This window comes from Streptomyces atriruber, from assembly GCF_001418325.1.
GTDB classification, from domain to species: Bacteria; Actinomycetota; Actinomycetes; order Streptomycetales; family Streptomycetaceae; genus Streptomyces; species Streptomyces atriruber.
The window spans coordinates 25,028-41,203 of sequence record NZ_LIPN01000227.1 but is presented as its reverse complement, the minus strand read 5'-3'; the positions used below and the strand labels follow the sequence as shown (position 1 = coordinate 41,203).

Here is a 16,176-nt window from a genome sequence, read left to right as displayed (position 1 = left end):
GGGCAACGGCGACGCCCCGCCCGAAACGGGGCGGGGCGCGGGGTGGAGGGTGCGGGGCTGTGGGGGTCAGGCGGCGTGGTCGATGACGTTGGGCGGCATCTCCCACGCCCACTCGCTTCGTGCGACCGGCGCGGGGGCGGGCGGCTTGCCCTGGGCGGCGTCGCGGCGCCGGGAGGTGAAGCACAGCCGCTTCTCGTAGTCGGTCACGAGGGTCTGGACGAGGTTGACGTGGCGTCCGGTCTGCCAGATGGCCTGTCCCCGGCCCAGCAGCGGGATCTGCCGGACCGCCCAGTCGGGCAGGGAAAACAGGCCGCGGCACTGCTCCGCTTCCCCTTCATCCATCTGGTGCAGGACCCGGGTGGAGGCCAGGCGAAGGAGGTCTTTGGCCTCTTCGGAGGTGGCGTCCTTGGCGCTGTGCGCGACGGAGGTGACGGAGAGGCCTTCGCGGCGGGAGTACTTCATCATGCGCTGCAGCAGTGCGGCCGTGGCGGGGTGTTTGAGGATCTGCCAGGCCTCTTCGACGATGAGCGTCGAGTGGATGCCGTGGTCGGCGCCGCCCTGGGCGAGCCACACCGACTCCAGGAACACCCCCACGACCGACATCAGCGCGGGCAGGGCGATGGAGGTGCGGTCGATGTGGGAGAAGTCGAACACGGTCAGCTTCGCATCGAGCGAGACCGACGTTTCCCCGTCGAGCATGCCGCGGGTGGCGGAGCGGATGAACGGGGACAGCGCCTGCACCACTTCCTGCCCGAAGGCGAGCAGTTGCCCGGCATCGAAGCGTCCGGGGATCGCGTCGGCTTCCAGGGAGGTGACCGCGCCCATCAATCCGGACAGGGTGCGGGCCGCGGGGGATTCCATGGCCGCGTCCAGCGCCATGCGTGCTCCGGGCGACAGTGGCCGGTGCCCGCCGAGTTCGGCGAGCACCGCCACGAGCTGCACGCGGTGCAGCGGGGGGATCCGGGGGTCGAGGGGGTTCATGCACACCCCGTCGCCGAAGCGGACCGGGGTGACGTGCAGGGCCGCGGCGACCGCATCCCATTCCCCCACCCCGTCTTCACCCTTGGCGTCCAGCACGGCGTAACGGCGCCCGGTGCGGGCCATGTCCCGCAGGGACATGACCTTGGTGTTGGTGGACTTCCCGTTGCCCAGCGTCCCCAGCAGGGCCATGCCGGTGGAGGGCAGTACCTCCTGGTCGCAGTCCACGGGGGTGAGGCGGAAGGGGGAGCCGTCCAGCAGTGAGGCGCCGATCAGCGCCCCGTCGGTGACCGGCTTGCAGGCATAGCCCGGGAACAGGCCCGCGGCCTGGCGGGTGGTCGTGGTCAGCATGTGATCTCCCCTCCCGGGAGGGGCTGGGCGGCGTGCCAGCCCTTTTCGTGTTGCCGGTCCATCCACATCAGGTGCGCGCCGGCCGATACCGCGCCCTGCTCCACATCGCGGCGAAACTCCTTCAGTTCCGCCGCATCGCGGGCCTGGACCATCACGTGCGCGGCGACCTTCACGTAGGCGGCGCCGTCGGAGATGTCCTGCTCGTGGAGTTCGGCTGCGCGTCGGCCGGTGCGGGTGGAGGTCTTTTCCCGGCGGGCGTCCTGCTCGTCGCGGGCGGTCGCGGTGCGCAGCATCTCGCCGGTCTCCAGCCGCTTTTCCGCCTTGCGGCGGTCCAGCGGCAGATACTCCACGACGGTGGTGCGGGTGACCCGCGGCAGCGTCGTGATCATCGGGCGCCAGAAGTCCGCTGCCCGCTCGCCCCGGCGGAAGTCGGTGACAGCCGCGGTCGCGGTGACGAAGTCACCGGACCGGAAGAGGCTTTCGTGGATCTCGTAGGGGTCGCTGCCCTGGATCGGTGCGAGGGCGATGTCGAAGGTGGCGCGGTCCCACATGCGGCCGGTTTCGATCCCGCACACCCGCGCCTGCTCGTAGGCGGCCTGAGCCCACGCGGTCTCCTCCTCGACGTCGGGGCAGTGGGCGGGCACGGACAGCAGGATCACGGTGGAGTGCACATCGCACGCCCCGTTCACCAGGTCCATGAGCTGGCGGTAGGAGTCGGCCAGGTCGCCGTCTCCTTCGGCGCGCACGTCGTGCCCACCGGTGTAGGGGCTGACGGCGTGCACGATGCGCACGCAACTGCCGTGGCCGGTGGCGGCGACCCATTCCAGGAACGCGGCCAGTGCGTCGTGCGCGCGGTCGCGGTATGCGCCGTCCTTCAGCGCGGCGCCGTCGGTGACCCACTCGAACGCCGCCAGCAGCCTGCCCGCCCCTTGCGGGAAGGCGTATCCGTCCCGTTCGTGCCAGACCACATCGTTGATGTGGGTGAAGGCGGTGTGGCGGGGCAGGGCCCCCTCCGCATCATCTGCGAAGGAGGCCTGCTCACTCTCATACCGGCGCACGGCCCGCTGCAGGGCGCGTTTCCTGAGCGCATGACCGCCGCGGCGGCCCAGCCGGTCGACCACGGTCGACCCACCCGTCTTGACCAGGGACAGGGCCCCGGCCAACGCGGCGGGCACGATGCAGGTCAGTGTCCCCAGGATGCCGGGGACAGCCATCCCATGGACGGCGCTCAGGGCGACCCCGGCGCCCATGACGGTCAGGTCAGTACGTGACGGGGGGAGCTTGAGCGTCTCGGTCTCGTAGAGCGGGTCGAGCAGATACGTCCGTGACCCGGACATGGCGGATCCTCTCCTGTCGTGCGGGCGTGGTGCGGGACGGGCCGGACGGAGTGGGCTGAGCGGGGTTCGCCGAAGGGCCGGGCGCCTTCAGCGCGGCCCGGACTCCCTTGCCGCCGCCGGGGTAGGGGCGGCGGCCCGGCGCGTGTGCGGACGCCGCCTGGCGGGGCGGCTTGTGCCTGCCGGGGTTGGCCTGCGCGGCGGCCAGTCGCTTGGCGTGGGCCTGGCGTTCGGCGTCGGCGGGCATCTTGGTGACCGCGGTGCGGCCCTCGCTCTGCGTCTTGAGCTTCGGGGCCCGGGTGACGGCCGCGGCGACGCTCTTGGCCATCTCTGGCAGGCTCAGCAGGATGTACAGGCACACGACCGTCGTGGCGGCGGTCAGCAGCAGATCGGTCAGTGCGCTCTTGGGCAGCACCTTGCGGAAGATCAGCACGATGGCGACCGGCACCCTGGCCAGGAACACCGCCGCGAGCAGATGCAGCAGCGTCTTGCCGCTGCGTGAGCGCATCCAGCCCTTGCCCACCCCCAGTGCGGCGGACAGCGGCAGGAACACCATGGCGGCCAGCACGGCGATGGGTGCGATGACGCACAGCAGCCACAGCGGGCCGACCGCGAACAGCACGACCGCGGCCTGCGCCAGCCGCCCGTAGGGGTTGCCGGTGGAGCCCAGCAGGGACTTTTCCATGCCCTTGAAGGGGTGGTCGGCCAGGTCCGCGTAGATGAGCGCGGAGAACTGGCCCAGCGCGAACGCGATCAACGCCACCGCCACCGGAATGACCGTCACCAGGAACAGCAGACCGAAGAACCGGCCCCCGGCCGAGCCCGCCTTCTTGAAGGCGGGCCCCGAAGGGCGGGCGATCCAGAAGATCAGCCCGCCCACCAGAGCAATCGCACCGATCAGCAGGGCCAGGCCCGCCACCGGGTTGTACACCTTGGCCAGCGTGCCGCCCTTGAGGCCGGCCAGCGGATCGGCGGCCGCCATCATCGACTTGTCCATCAGCCGGTACAGGGCGGACGCCTGGTCGGAGAGCCAGTTGGCGGCGGCGCCCAGCGGATCGAGCGCCTCGGGCATCTGTGGCGTCAGGTCGTCCGGCCTGCCTCCCCTGCCGCCGCTCTGGCCCCGCTCGCAGTATTGGTGAGCGGGGCCTTTGATCAGGCTGCACCGGTCGTCGGCCATGCTCAGCCGCCCAGCGCGGTGGCGATGGACGGGCCGATGGCCAGCACGCCGAGCAGCAGCACGATCAGACCGCCGACGGTGACCGCGGTCTTCTTCAGCGCCGAGCCGTCCTTCTTGAACCCGGCCTGGATGCCGCCGCGTCCGGCCGAGATGACCGCCCCGGCCGCAATGGCCAGGATGACCGCGCCGACCAGCACGCCCATGATCACGCCGTACAGCGGCAGGAACCCCGAGACGGGCGCGAGGTCCGGGCCGGTGTCGTTGACCGTCTTGACGACCTGCTTGGCACCCTTGGAGCAGTCCTTGGAGCCGTCCGACTTGGTGATGCACCCATCACCAGGACCGGCGACGACGATGGTTCCGGTGTACTTGCCCATACTCAGTACTCCTTCTCAGACGTGCGGTTGAAAGGTGCGGGCTGCTGCGCGGAGAGGCGCTTGAGGGTGGAACCGAGCCGGAACGCGACGACCACGGCCCCGGCACACATGAGCCCCAGGAAGACCACCAGGACCGTCAGGACGGTCACCGTCGTTTCCAGGCTCTGAGCGGACGAGGCCACGGAATACATGGCCTGCGTCGTCGCAATGCACTGTCCGTTCCCCATCACACCTCCTTGGTGTTCGTGGTTTTCGGGTAGACCCGGCCGGACCCCATGTAGGTGTCCCACCAGACCTTTTCGATACGGACCTTCGCCCCGGTACGCGGAGCGTTCAGGAAATAGCCTTTGCCGAGATAGATCCCGACGTGGTCGATGTCAGCGGGCGTCGCCTTGCCCGTCCGCTTCTTCTGGCTGAAGAAGATGAGGTCGCCGATGCTGAGGTCGTCCTTGTCGACGAGCGCCCCGTCGTTTTCCAGGTACGTGTACTGGGCGCTGGCGACGCGGGGCAGGGTCACCCCAGCCTGAGAGAAGGCGGCTTTGGTGAGACCCGAGCAGTCGAAACCGCCATCGGTGTCCCCGTTGCCGCCCCAGACGTAGTCCTTGCCGATCTGAGCGGACGCGTAATTGACCGCTTCCACGGCGATGTTGCCCTGCCCGCTCACGGCCTGGCCCATCTTCGCGGCCGACGCCATGATGGTGGCGACGTATTCTTCCGTTTCCCTGTATGGCGGTATGCCCCGGTACTTTTGGACTGCTCCGGGACCGGCGTTGTATCCGGCCAGGGCAAGCCGTGTCTTGTCGCCGGGAATGCCCTTCAACTCCCGGGAGACCGAGCACATGTACTTGGCGGCCGAGGGGATCGCGTCTTCCGGATCCCACACGTTCTTGTCGCCGTCGCCATTGCCGTCGAATCCTGAGCTCTCCCAGGTTTTGGGCATGAACTGGGCGATGCCCCGGGCCCCGGCTGGAGACTTCGCCCGGGGGTTGAACTGCGATTCCTGTTTGATCTGTGCGGCCAGAATGCTGGGGGTGAGGGCGTCACACTCGTTGCCCCAGGCGCTGAACAGCGGCGCGTAGGTGTCGGGCACCGACCCAGGCGTCGTGCGGTTGGCCACCGACGTGGCCTTGCCGCTGACCGCCGGGTTGCCGGTCAGGCTCGTGGCAGTGACCGCCAACAGACCCGACCCGACCACCACAAGGCCGATCACGGACCCTTTCATGAACTCCAGCTCCTTCACTGTGTTTTCGCAGGTAGGGCCCCGTGCCACGTGCCGTGACAAGCCTGTGCCGCCCCCTGTGACGGCACGGCACTGGAACGGGGGCGGCACGGGGGTGGCACAAGGGGTGGCACGGATCAGCGACGGAGGATCTCCGCCAGCTCGCGGCCTCTGACACGCTGGCCTTCGATCCGCTTCTGCGCCTGCGGCACGTCGCGGCCGAAGTGCTCATGCAGCCATTCGCCAACGGCTGTCCCGGTCTTCCCGGCGTCTTCTCCACCGGCGATATCCACCCCCAGCTCACGGAGCCGGGACGCGAATTCGACAGTGGAAAGAAACGCATCGTCGCCGTACGCCTCACGGACCAGACGGACGTGTTCGGGCTCCGCCTCCAAGAACTCCTCCGCGCGGGCATCGATGGCCGCCTGGAGTTCGTCGTCGGTGATAAGGAAACCGCGCAACTCCCGGAGCAGGTCCTTGAACTGAAGGATTGCTACGCCGTCGATTCCGGGGAGCTTGGAGGCGTCGTGTCCAGTTGCCGCTGTACCGCTGCCCAGAATCACGTCCGACTGTTTGGTTTCGGCGCATCCGAAGGCCAGTCGCACACGGTGATTCGCGCGAATCGATGTGTTGATGACTTCAGCTTTCGGGCTCTGCGTTGCCAGCACGACGAGGATCTTCGACGAGCGGAACTTCCGGGAAGCCTTCTTCAGCTTCTTCTCGAAATCCGCCGCCTGCTTTTTCGAGTCGGCCTCATCGGTGTAGGTGCTGACCTCATCGATGATGAAGAGCAGAGGCCGGTGTTTCACCTTTCCGTTTCCGGCTTTCACCGATGCACTGTTCTCCGCGGCGCGCTGTGTGTGCCGGTCTTCCACGAAGGAGATGATGTCCATCATCCGGTCGTGGTCGGGGACCTCCTCATAGATGAGGCATGCCTTTTCCGCATAGGCGAGGTCACCGTCTCCCTTGGCGTCGACCAGGACGACGTCCCAGCCGTTGACCAGAGCGAAATAGACGAGCCACTTGATCTCTTCGGTCTTTCCGGCACCGGCCGATCCGGCGATCAGCATCTGGGTATCGCCGACCGGCGAGCGGATTTCGACGATGACGCCGTGCATGTCATACCCGAGAGGGATCACACCTCGGCGGGTGGCCTCCAACGGGTCGGGGAGGGCCGGGGTGCGGCTGTAGACGGGATGGTCCAGGACCGTGATGACCACATGCCGGGAGGTGGGCCCCGGACGCATGGTCACCTTGGTGGCGTCCACGCCGAGCCAGGAGATCACCCGCTCCGACTTGGCCGCCACATCGCCGTACACGCCGCCGGGCGGCAGCTCGATGACCCACTCTTCCCCGAGCTCCACCCGCGCGCGGCTGAGCGTGCGGGGCTTGCCCGCCGCGTAGTCGAGCTTCAGCGCGGCGGCCAGCTTGGGCGCCTCATCACGCTGGAAGGAAGCAGGCGCCGCCGGTGGCTGTACCTCCGGCGCGAGGGGGACCGGGGAATCGGGCCCCTCTTGTGGCGGTGCATCTGGTGTGACCGGGTCCTGTGGCTGTGCATCCAGTGTGACCGGGGAGGCTGCTTGCCCTGTCGTCTCCGGGGAGGTGGTCGGCCTCGTGCCCGGATCCCCGCTGTCCAGGGCGCTTTGCGCTGCGGGGCTTTGGAGGCCTTCGGAGGCGAACGCGGCCACGGCGCGCGCCTGTTTACGCGGACGCGCCCTGCGGGAACGCCGGTAGGCCCGGGTCATCGCCAGCACGCACGATCCGACCAGCAGCACGGCGATGCCGAGCAGCCAGTAGCGGTTGTCGTAGACCCAGGACTCGACCTCGTCGCGGTAGACCAGCCCGGAGGCGGGCACCGTGACAGCGAGCCCGCCGATCAGCCATCGGGACTCCTCCGACATCGGCTTGCGCGCCGCGGGCCGGGGCGGCTTGGTGGTGGGTGTTGCGTCTTTCGTCGCTTCGACCGCTTCGGCGGCCATGCATCCTCATCTCTCAGGTGGGGTGGGAAGGACGAATCCCCCCGTGGCCGGTGCCGGATCTGCGCGGCGGACCTGCGGGACCTGCGGACCGTGTCCGCCAGCCCGCCAGCCGCCGGCCAACCGATGGCCCGGGGCGGTGGTGCACTCGACTGTCTTCCGGCAGTCGTGACGAAGGCCGTCCCCCACGTGCTGGGGGACGGCCTTCATCAGTGGTGCCGGGGGTGTCTGGGGTCAGAGCTGGTTGGGCTCCAGGGCGAAGAAGGTGACGTTGGCGCGCGCCAGGTCCGGATTGCTCCGGGTCATCTCGTTCCTGATAGCCGTATAGGCGTCGTAGCGGGTCCAGCCCCGCGGCGGGGTGAAGGTGCTGGACCCCGTCACGGCCAGGCGCCCGGGGAGGTCCAGCGTCATCACCCAGTGATGGCTGCCCTGCGGCTGCACGGTGGTTTCGGCGCTCTGCTCGGTCTCGGTCGGTACGGGCATGGCGGGCTCTCCTGGTGACTGGTCAGCCTGAGGTGTGCGGGACTATGCGCTCGGCGCGGCGAACTCCGCCTGCAACTGCTCGTAGGTCTTGGCCATCCGCTCGTAACTGGCCGTGGCGCCCTGCGCCTTCATCGCGTTGATGAAGCCGTTGAGCGACTTCGGCGGCGCCAGCTCGGTGAAGATCCGGCGCCCCGTCAGGTACAGCGACCTGTCGCTGATACTGGGCTTGCGCCCCGGTCCCTCGGAAAGATCCGAGGGACCCTCGCAATCCTCCGAGCCGGATTCCGAGGGTTCGCCTCCAACGGGGCGTTCGCGCAGGTCAGAGGATTCCGAGGATTCCGAGGACGCCACCTGCCGACTGGTGGGTGCCGGTGTGTGCGGATCGAGGGCCGTGGACAGATCCGCGTCCCCTGCACTAGCACGGGGGGCAGGGGGAGCAATTCCGAAGGGGACTTCCGAGGGCGCGGTGAGGACGTGCAGCTCGCGGGCGGTGAAGGCCCCGGCCGCCACCCCGTGCTTGTCCTCGGACGACTTCAGCTTCTCCTCGGCGTTGGCGCGCGCCTTGTTGATCTTCTTTTGCATGCCGGTCAGCGCCCTGGCCTTCACCGCCTGCCGGTGTGCCTCGGCGAGCGTTGCGGCCGTCTCGATGACGACCTCGTTCTCGGCGCCCGCCTTCAGCTGGCGGGCATCGGCATAGGTCAGGGCCAGGGTGTTGCGGGCGGCGGCGGACTGATCGGCGATGACGCGAGAGGTCGCGTCGTCCGCGAGCATGTGGTCGGCGAAGATCCGCAGCCCCATGAACACGGCGGCGGCCACCGGGACCAGGGCGAAGACGCGGGCGTGCCCCATCAGCAGCAGGATCGCGACCGACCCGGCCATCGAGAGGGCGGCCACGGACAGCATCACGGCCATCCCCACGACGCTGCGCTGCCGGATGGCCTGCTCGCTCATCTTCAGCGCGCCGATCCACAACGCGTCAAAGACCAGCGCGATGAACCAGGCGACGATGGTGCCGAGCCGTCCGTCCAGACCCAGGATCGGGGCGAGCTGGCCGCCGACGGTGACCGCCACGACGGTCAGGGCCGCCAGCGTCAGCAGCTTCTCGATGACGGCGAACGGGTTGATGCCCCGGATCTTTGCGAGGACGCGCGAGGTGCGCGTCGCCTGCGCCGGTTCGGCGGTCGATGTCTTACGCGGCATGGCAGCCTCCCACCACGTTCAGGGTGCGACGCAGCACGTCGCCGAAGGCGTACAAGGTCACGCGGGCACCGGCATAGTCGGTGTCGGCGCACAGCACCCACGTACGACCGTCGCCCTGCGTGTGGAAGTCGATGTCCTCGCGGGCGATGCCGAGCGCGAGCCGCCACGGCTCGAACGCCCCCAAGTCGCCGTGCAGGGACAGATCCAGCACCGCCGGGAAGACCGGCGAGACGCGCACGGTCGGCGCGGGCATCTTCGCGAAGTCCACGGCCAGCAACCGCAGCGCCGCCAAGGCAGGCGACAAGTCCTGCACGCTGTCGGCGTAGTTCATGGGGTCCTGCCTTCCGGTGCGCAGTGGGTACCAGGGCGCCCTGCGCGGCGGCCGTTGACCGTGCCGAGCGCCGGGCGGTGTTCGTGCGTGGGGGCGATGCTGAAACCGCCGCCTTGCTGCTTGATCCGGTACATGTGCTCATCGGCCAGCCGCAGCAGAGCCGACAGCTCAGCCCGCTCGGAGCGAGCCACCCCGACCGACACGCGCACGTCGATCACGCGCCCCTCGAAAACAACGGGCTGCTCAAGTCGGCCGATCAGATTCAGCAGCTTCGCGCTGAGGGTGCCGGTGACGGTGTCCCTCGTACCGCTCACGTCGGTGATGGCGGCGAACTCGTCCCCGCCCAGTCGTCCGGCCACGCCGTGATGCGCGGCCGCCCATGCGCCCAGGCGCTGGCCGGTCGCGCTGAGGACCGCATCCCCGGCCGCGTGGCCGTAGGTGTCGTTGGTCTGCTTGAACCGGTTGAGATCCAGCACCAGCACGGCCCACTGCTGCTTGTGGCTCAGGCTCTTGCGGGCGTGTTCCTCGAACGCCTCGCGGGTCCACAGGCCGGTCAGCGGGTCGTGGCGCGCGGCCTCGATCCGGCGACGCAGCCACCGGTTGTTCACGGACCATCCGGCCGCGAGGGGCAGGGCGGCGGACAGGGCCGCCATGGTCTGGCTCATGCCGCTACCGCCAAGCCCTGCGCGGTGCACACCGGCGTCCGACGTCCCGCCCGGGCCCTGCGCGAGCGCGGCGCAGGCTTGGGGAGGTCGCTTGCCTTCAGCAGGGCGCGGGCGTAGGCCGCAGCCACCGGATCGGCCTCGCGCAAATCCGCGAGCACCTCGCGCGCCACGGCCAGCCGCGCCGCCCGGTCCTCTTCCGACTCCGTGGCGGCGCCGGTGAACAGTTCCGTATCGAACCCCGCCGAACGCTCGGCGACGCCCATCGCCAGTTCTGCTAACTCCTTTGCGGTAACGGCGGTATGACCGGCAACGATGCACTTCATGGGTCGTACTCCTCTGGGATCAGACGGGATGGGAACGGCCCAATGGCGCCCCCGGAGTAGCCGCTCCGGGGGCGCACGCCGTTGAGGGGGAGTTCAGAAGGTCTTTGAGGCTTCGCGGACCAACCGCTCACAGGCGTCTATCGCCCTCTGCCTTGCGGTATTCAGAGCCTGCGGCGACCCTGCGCCACGCAAGCCATAAGCGGCATCGACCGCGTCCTGCGCCACCCCCGCCAGCACCGGGGCAAGGATGCACAGCGTGGTCAACGGTGCGGTGATCGCGCTCCGCGTCACGTGGCTTTCACCCCGGGCCGCCTCGTAGACGATGTCGTCCACGCCGGTAAGCCGCAGGTCTTCGCGAACCCACATGGCACGACGGTGATCGGCCAGCGCCACCGTCAACGCGCACACCGCCATCAGGCGGTCACGCCGTAGCGCCGCCCGGTCAGAGCCGCGCTGTTGTAGGAAATACGCGGTGATGGACCCCAGCAGGGTCCCGGACACAGCAATCACGCTGGCCCACATGAACAACTCCCTTCGAGTGGAGCGTCGGCCTGTTCCGGCTCCCCTCAACCCCGCCCGTACGGACGCGCCCCGAAGAGCGGCCGGACGGACGGAGGAGGCAACCGGCGCGGCGCTAGCCGCCGCGTCTCGGTAGAAGACGACCGGTTGCCCGGGAGCGTCCTGCTGTGCTCGCGGACCACAGATCAAACGACGTCGCCGTGCCGGTCGACCACGGCGACGCCTTGCGATGTCGTCGGTTCACACCGACCCCCTCAATGAAGTCGGGACACGGCTTCACCGGCAGTTCGTTGCTGCGAACCGCCGGCCCCGAGCCGGGAGAATCGGGGCGTCATCATCACTGCTCTGACGCCAGCAGGGCGGCCCACACCGGGCGGCACCCCCACAGTGCAGGGGTTTATCCGGAGCCGGTGGGCTTGGCGTTGCCGCCGACGACATCACCCGGTCGCCGCGGGGGCGGTCTCACTCTTGCCGCCACATGCATTGGGGCTCCGCTGTCCTTCCCCACACCCGAGACCGGGTGGCGCCTGCCAGGCGCGTAGGGGGAGAGCCACGGTTCACCACGGCGGTTTGCCCCCGGACCCTCGCCCTAGGCACCTACCGTGACTGCCACTCTCGCGTCAGCCCCGCACGATCCCTCTTGAGTTCTCAAATACAGCCAGTCGCTTCCTTCGAGGCGATCCGCCTAGTACGGACCTCTCCGGGCGTTTATGCAGGTCAAACAGGCCTTACGTGTGCTCTGCCGTTACGGGCGAGCAACTGACACTGTTCTAGCACGACTGATACAACCAGCACAAGATTCCGTGCTGTTCGTGCTGGCTGTGCTAGATCAGTAGGCGTTAACATCGGGGCATGACACCGACTGCTGACGACGCGCGACGGGTGAACGAGCAGATCGCTGAGGCCCTGCGGGAGGAGATCAATACCGGCAAGGTGAAGGTCGGGGACAAACTGCCCTCGGTCCGTGCGATCGCTGAACGCTTTGAGGTAGCTCCCGGGACAGCGACAAAGGCTGTCCAGCTACTCACGAAGTGGGGATTGGTTGCGCCGGACTCGACTCGCGGCTACTTCGTGAGCGCTCGCAGTCCAGCAGATCAGGAAGTATCGGCCCCAAGTGACGAGTTCACCGCGATCATGCGGGAGATCGAATCGATGCGTGAGCATCTGGGCCGCTTGGACGGACGCCTGCGGCAGCTGGAGGAGCAGGGCAGGGCGGAGTAACGGGCAATGCCAACCGTTGCGCCCTCTGTGCAAGGGCGCCCACTTCCATGGAGAGCTCTGCAAGGGCCACCATCACTTGGTGCCGTTCCTTAGCCGTCAGAGACATAGCCGCGCCTCCTTGCCACCATCGTTGGCGTCTCGATCTCGACACCCATGACGCTATGGCGCGACCCTGAACTGACCCCGGAAAATCCTTCCGGGGTCCTCATGTCAACTGAGGTGACGCTGAAGTCATGCGAGGAATGACGCAGCAACTGACGATCGGTGAGCGGGTCGCGTGGTACCGCCATCGCCGCGGCGTGTCCCAAGAAGTGCTGGCCGGACTGGTTGGGCGCACTGCCGATTGGCTCGGCAAAGCGGAGAACAACCGCATCGAGCTCGACAGACTCTCTGTCATCCGGGCACTGGCTCACGCGTTGGACGTGTCCATCGGTGACCTCATCGGCGAACCGACGCTGTTGGAGTGGTCCGCAGACAGCGGGCGACGCACGGTCCCTGCCCTACGCGAAGCGCTCATGGACTACCGGCAGTTGACCCCGCTCCTTGGCGCGCCGGCGGACGGCGAACCCCCGAGTCTGACCGCGCTGCGATCCGACGTGAGCGAGGTGTGGGACGCCTACCAGGGGTCCCAATACGGCTTCGCCACACGCCAGTTGCCCCTGATCCTCTCGGATGCCCTGCTCGCCGTGCGCACCTGCGTCGGGGAGGAGCGGGAGGAAGCGAGCGCGCTACTCGCTTTGACGTACCAGGGGGCGGCGATGGTCCTCGGCAAGTTGGGGGAAAGCGAGCTTGCTTGGATGGCTGCGGATCGCGGTCTCGCCGCTGCACAGCAGAGCGGGAACAACGTGGTCATCGGATCGCTCTTCCGGTCGGTGACGCACTGCCTGCTGTCCACTGGACGCTTTGAGACCGCAGTGCAGCTCGTGAGCGATGCCGCCGGGTTCCTTGAGCCTGGGCTGGGGGAGGCGACCCCCGCGTACTTGTCCGTCTACGGAACCCTCTTCCTGACGGGCTCAATGGCCGCAGCTCGCGCAGAGGACCGTGCGACAACACAAGCCTTTCTGCGGGAAGCGGAGGCGACGGCAACGCGTCTCGGGGCGGACGGAAACCATATGTGGACGGCTTTCGGCCCCACCAATGTCGTGATCCACAGGGTGGCTACCGCTGGTGAGCTGGGAGACTTCCAGGTCGCAGCGGATCTGGGGGCTCAGGTCGATACGAGCGGGCTTCCTGTCGAACGCAGAGTTCGGCACGACCTCGAAACGGCGCGGGCACTGACGGCTCGGAACCGCATTGACGACGCGCTCAGCGTGGTTCTGGATGCGGAAGAGCTGGCGCCGGAGCAAGTCCGACATCACTACATGGCCCGAGAGATCGTGCTCGGCTGGGTCCGCGGTACTCGTGGGCGGCCGAGCCGCTCCGTGGCCGACCTGGCCGAGAGGCTTCGAGTGGTGTGACCTGGTTAGGCTCGGTCATGTGAGCGAGACCGAGAACGAACACGAAGCGAAGATGGCGCGCCCGCGGATGGCCTCGGGCGCGCTCTTCTTTGATGACCATGGCCGCGTCATGCTCCTTGAGCCCACGTACAAGGACTACCGGGACATCCCAGGAGGGTACGTGGATGCCGGCGAGTCGCCGCTACAGGCGTGCGTCCGTGAGGTTCAGGAGGAACTCGGCATCGCGCCGGAGATCGGGCGCCTGCTCGTCGTCGACTGGGCACCTAGCCCTTCCGAGGGGGACAAGGTTCTGTATCTCTTCGATGGAGGCACTCTCTCAAGTCAGCTTCAGGCGCAGATCAAGCTGCAAGCCTCCGAGATCAAGGCGTACGACTTCCATCCCGTCGGGGCTGTGGACGACCTCACGATCCCCCGACTAGCGCGCCGCATCTGTGCCGCTGCGGTCGCTCGCAATGAAGGCGCGGTGGCGTACCTGGAGCATGGCGTGCCGCCCGAGTAGTGATGCTGAGTGGGCGCGGGTGCCACGCTGGACGTCCGCGCCCCACGCGCCCGGCCGGTGCCCGTGCTGCGCACAGAACAGTCAGCCATTTGGCGTGAGAAGGGTACGTCGCGGCTGGGGTGGACGACTCCACGGCTTTAGACCGACCGGCGATAGGCAGTGATTGCTGGAGCGGGCACTACTCGGCGTCGGCTCGGCCGCACTCACACTCAGTGGTTGCGGTCTTTGGTCTGGTCAGGAAGTGAGTCCGGCGTCTCGGGCGAGGAGGGCGGCTTGAACCCGGTTGGTGACCTCCAGCGCGGCGAGGATGCGGCTGACGTGGGCTTTGACGGTGCTTTCACGCATGGCGAGGCGGGTGGCGATGTCGGCGTTGGGGGCGCCCTCGGCGAGCAGGGCCAGGACGTCGCGTTCGCGGGGGGTGAGTTTGTCGAGGTGGGCCCGGGCCGCGATGGCGTGGGGTTGGTTGGTGGCGTGGTAGCGGTCGATCAGGCGCCGGGCCGCGTTGGGGTGGAGCATCGCGGAACCGGCGGCGACGAGGTGGACGGCGCGCAGGATCTCGGCGGGGTCGGTGTCCTTGAGCAGGAAGCCGTCGGCGCCGGCGGCGAGGGCGTTGTAGACGTACTCGTCGAGGTCGAAGGTGGTCAGGGTGATCACCCTGGGCGGCTGGGGCAGAGCGCGCAGCCGGGCGGTGGCGGTGATGCCGTCCATCCGGGGCATCCGGACGTCTACCAGCGCAACGTCGACGCGGTGCGCGGTGGCCTGCTCGATGGCCTGGAGCCCATCGGTGGCCTGGGCGACGACCTCGATGCCGGGGTCGCCGTCGAGCAGGTCGGTCAGGCCCAGGCGGACCAGGGCGTCGTCGTCGACGATCATCGCGTGGATCACGAACACTTGCCGTTCCGGTCGGAGGATGTGGGGTGGGGCAGCCGGGCCGCCAAGCGCCAGGACCCCGCACCCGCCGGGCCGGCGTCGAGGTGGCCACCGAGCGCGGCGACGCGCTCGCGCAGGCCGACCAGGCCGTAGCCGGAGCCGGTCGAGGCACCGGGGCCCGGGAAACCGGTGTCGTTGGTGACCTCGACCAAGGTCGCGGGCGGCAGATAGCCGACCCGGACGGCCACCTGACCGCCGTGCGCGTGCTTGCGGGCGTTGGTCAGCCCCTCCCGGACGATCCGGTACGCGGCCAGGCGGTGCGTGGTCGGTGCCTGCGAGGGATCGCCGTCGACGGCCAGGGTGACGTCCTGTCCGGCGGCACGTGCCTGGTCGACCAGGTCGCGGACGTCCTTGAGCGCGGGCTCCAGTGGACCGGGGCCGTCCTCGGAAGCGGGTCCGCGCAGCGCGCCGAGCACCTCGCGCAGGTCTGACAGAGACTCGACGGAAGTGTCGCGCAGCAGGGCGAGGCGCTCGGCGACCCGGGGCGGCAGATCGAGGGAGCGGGCGGCGAGGACACCGGCGTGCAGGGCGATCAGGCTCAGGCGGTGCGCGAGGACGTCGTGCATCTCGGCGGCGATTCGCGATCGCTCGGCGGCCCGGGCGGCGTCCTCGCGCAGCCGGGCCTCCACCCGCAGGTGGTCGACCTGGTCGGACAGGGTCCGCAGCAGGCGGCGGCGGTTGCCCTGCCACAGCCCGACCACCAGGCCGAACAGCAGCACCGTCAGCGTCGCCGCCCACCGCCGGTCGGTCCAGATCGAGCCGGCCTGCACCCCGAGCAGGTTGCCCGCCAACGCGAGCGCCGCACACACCAGGGCGATGCGGGCGCGACGGGCCACTGCCAGGTCGAACAGGACCACGGCCAGGAACGGGGCGACGACCCACCCCCACCAGGCAGTGGCGACGGTGACGACCACCGGCGCCACCGACCGGCGCCCACGGGGCACCGCAAGGACGACCGCGCACACCGCAGCCGCGATCAGCACCGGCACTCCGAACCGGGCCCCGGCCGTCGCGGTGCCGTTCTGGTAGGCCGTCCACACCAGGAACGCCAGAAACGCCGCCCGGCCCACCGCGGCCCACTGCGGGCTCCTCCACCACTTCACCCTCACCATGCTAGGCAGCCCGCCGCACGCGGG

18 protein-coding genes are annotated in these 16,176 nt (G+C 68.8%); 3 read left to right on the top strand and 15 right to left on the bottom strand.

Features of this window, described 5'->3' with window-relative positions; all coding sequences use genetic code 11:
- Positions 1-66: 66 nt before the first annotated feature.
- The 13 genes from AOK03_RS23425 to AOK03_RS23365 all read right to left on the bottom strand — a co-directional run bounded on the left by AOK03_RS23425 (position 67) and on the right by AOK03_RS23365 (position 10,936).
- A complete protein-coding gene (locus AOK03_RS23425; RefSeq protein WP_055567304.1) occupies positions 67-1,329 on the bottom strand; it encodes an ATP-binding protein in 1,263 nt (420 codons plus the stop codon).
- Positions 1,323-2,666 (bottom strand): hypothetical protein, encoded by a 1,344-nt coding sequence (locus tag AOK03_RS23420; RefSeq protein ID WP_055567303.1) that lies wholly within the window; start codon positions 2,664-2,666, stop codon positions 1,323-1,325. The genes AOK03_RS23425 and AOK03_RS23420 overlap by 7 nt, the downstream gene beginning before the upstream one ends.
- Entirely contained in the window at positions 2,590-3,840 is a 1,251-nt protein-coding gene (locus tag AOK03_RS23415) for a hypothetical protein (protein WP_157869050.1), read from the bottom strand. Before AOK03_RS23415 ends, AOK03_RS23420 begins: the two co-directional genes overlap by 77 nt.
- A gap of 2 nt (positions 3,841-3,842) precedes the next feature.
- On the bottom strand, positions 3,843-4,217 hold the full coding sequence (locus tag AOK03_RS23410; protein WP_055567301.1) for a hypothetical protein: 375 nt from the start codon (positions 4,215-4,217) through the stop codon (positions 3,843-3,845).
- 2 nt (positions 4,218-4,219) lie between these two features.
- A complete protein-coding gene (locus AOK03_RS23405) occupies positions 4,220-4,444 on the bottom strand; it encodes a hypothetical protein (RefSeq protein ID WP_055567300.1) in 225 nt (74 codons plus the stop codon).
- Entirely contained in the window at positions 4,444-5,457 is a 1,014-nt protein-coding gene (locus AOK03_RS23400; RefSeq protein WP_055567299.1) for a C40 family peptidase, read from the bottom strand. Before AOK03_RS23400 ends, AOK03_RS23405 begins: the two co-directional genes overlap by 1 nt.
- A 116-nt stretch (positions 5,458-5,573) precedes the next feature.
- On the bottom strand, positions 5,574-7,415 hold the full coding sequence (locus AOK03_RS23395; RefSeq protein ID WP_055567298.1) for a type IV secretory system conjugative DNA transfer family protein: 1,842 nt from the start codon (positions 7,413-7,415) through the stop codon (positions 5,574-5,576).
- A gap of 231 nt (positions 7,416-7,646) precedes the next feature.
- Positions 7,647-7,895 (bottom strand): hypothetical protein, encoded by a 249-nt coding sequence (locus AOK03_RS23390; RefSeq protein ID WP_055567297.1) that lies wholly within the window; start codon positions 7,893-7,895, stop codon positions 7,647-7,649.
- Positions 7,896-7,937: 42 nt separating this feature from the next.
- Entirely contained in the window at positions 7,938-9,095 is a 1,158-nt protein-coding gene (locus AOK03_RS23385) for a hypothetical protein (protein ID WP_055567296.1), read from the bottom strand.
- Positions 9,085-9,426 (bottom strand): hypothetical protein, encoded by a 342-nt coding sequence (locus tag AOK03_RS23380; protein ID WP_055567295.1) that lies wholly within the window; start codon positions 9,424-9,426, stop codon positions 9,085-9,087. The genes AOK03_RS23385 and AOK03_RS23380 overlap by 11 nt, the downstream gene beginning before the upstream one ends.
- Entirely contained in the window at positions 9,423-10,091 is a 669-nt protein-coding gene (locus AOK03_RS23375) for a GGDEF domain-containing protein (protein ID WP_279616331.1), read from the bottom strand. Before AOK03_RS23375 ends, AOK03_RS23380 begins: the two co-directional genes overlap by 4 nt.
- On the bottom strand, positions 10,088-10,414 hold the full coding sequence (locus AOK03_RS23370) for a hypothetical protein (RefSeq protein WP_055567293.1): 327 nt from the start codon (positions 10,412-10,414) through the stop codon (positions 10,088-10,090). Before AOK03_RS23370 ends, AOK03_RS23375 begins: the two co-directional genes overlap by 4 nt.
- 93 nt (positions 10,415-10,507) lie before the next feature.
- Positions 10,508-10,936: a hypothetical protein gene (locus AOK03_RS23365; protein WP_055567292.1), complete on the bottom strand. Its 429-nt coding sequence runs from the start codon at positions 10,934-10,936 to the stop codon at positions 10,508-10,510.
- An 849-nt stretch (positions 10,937-11,785) separates the two neighbouring features.
- On the opposite strand from AOK03_RS23365, the gene AOK03_RS23360 reads away from it, so the two are divergent.
- The 3 genes from AOK03_RS23360 to AOK03_RS23350 all read left to right on the top strand — a co-directional run bounded on the left by AOK03_RS23360 (position 11,786) and on the right by AOK03_RS23350 (position 14,110).
- Complete coding sequence (locus tag AOK03_RS23360; RefSeq protein WP_079074908.1) at positions 11,786-12,154, top strand: GntR family transcriptional regulator; 369 nt, start codon at positions 11,786-11,788, stop codon at positions 12,152-12,154.
- Positions 12,155-12,396: 242 nt separating this feature from the next.
- Positions 12,397-13,611 (top strand): helix-turn-helix domain-containing protein, encoded by a 1,215-nt coding sequence (locus AOK03_RS23355; RefSeq protein WP_055567290.1) that lies wholly within the window; start codon positions 12,397-12,399, stop codon positions 13,609-13,611.
- Between the two features lie 52 nt (positions 13,612-13,663).
- On the top strand, positions 13,664-14,110 hold the full coding sequence (locus tag AOK03_RS23350) for an NUDIX domain-containing protein (protein WP_055567289.1): 447 nt from the start codon (positions 13,664-13,666) through the stop codon (positions 14,108-14,110).
- A gap of 234 nt (positions 14,111-14,344) precedes the next feature.
- Here AOK03_RS23350 and AOK03_RS23345 read toward each other — a convergent pair whose 3' ends face one another.
- Together AOK03_RS23345 and AOK03_RS23340 are read right to left on the bottom strand one after the other, a co-directional pair.
- Positions 14,345-14,995, bottom strand: coding sequence for a response regulator (locus tag AOK03_RS23345; protein WP_055567306.1), 651 nt, complete (start codon positions 14,993-14,995; stop codon positions 14,345-14,347).
- A complete protein-coding gene (locus tag AOK03_RS23340; RefSeq protein ID WP_244177714.1) occupies positions 14,992-16,143 on the bottom strand; it encodes a sensor histidine kinase in 1,152 nt (383 codons plus the stop codon). Before AOK03_RS23340 ends, AOK03_RS23345 begins: the two co-directional genes overlap by 4 nt.
- Positions 16,144-16,176: the final 33 nt, after the last annotated feature.